The organism is Streptomyces axinellae (genome assembly GCF_039532135.1).
Taxonomy (GTDB): Bacteria; Actinomycetota; Actinomycetes; order Streptomycetales; family Streptomycetaceae; genus Streptomyces; species Streptomyces axinellae.
In genome coordinates this window covers 1-527 of the sequence record NZ_BAAARJ010000099.1, presented here as the reverse complement: position 1 = coordinate 527, position 527 = coordinate 1, and the positions used below count along the sequence as shown (strand labels likewise).

General features: G+C 59.2%; 1 protein-coding gene. It reads left to right on the top strand.

All coding sequences use genetic code 11. The features are described from left to right. Positions 1-128: 128 nt before the first annotated feature. Positions 129-527: hypothetical protein (locus tag ABD339_RS33630; protein WP_344570957.1), on the top strand; the 399-nt coding region annotated here is incomplete at its 3' end.

Below are 527 nucleotides of genomic sequence, written 5' to 3'. Positions count from 1 at the left end.
GCGAAAATGGCCAGGGCTGGCGATTAAGGGGGCGAAGGTTTTCCTCCTTGATTTGACGCAAATTTTCCCGGGATTTTGCTGTTAGTTTCCTCCGCGCGATGAATCAACATCCTGCATGGAGGAATGCAATGGACGTCAGCCGCAGAAAGTTCTTTAAGATCTGCGCAGGCGGTATGGCCGGAACTACCGCCGCCGCCCTGGGCTTTGCCCCTAAAATGGCGCTGGCTCAGGCACGCAATTTCAAATTGCTGCGTGCGAAAGAGATCCGCAACACCTGCACTTACTGCTCCGTGGGCTGCGGGCTATTAATGTATAGCCTCGGCGACGGTGCGAAAAACGCCAAAGAAGCGATCTACCATATCGAAGGGGACCCGGACCATCCGGTGAGCCGCGGCGCGCTACGCGGCCACGAGCTCGCGGATGCACTCCTCGAACGCCGCGTGGTGCGCATCCACGTCTGCCCGGCTCGTCATGGGCGCCATGAGCGCCATGTTGTGGAACGGCGTGAGCATGATGCCGCGGTTGGC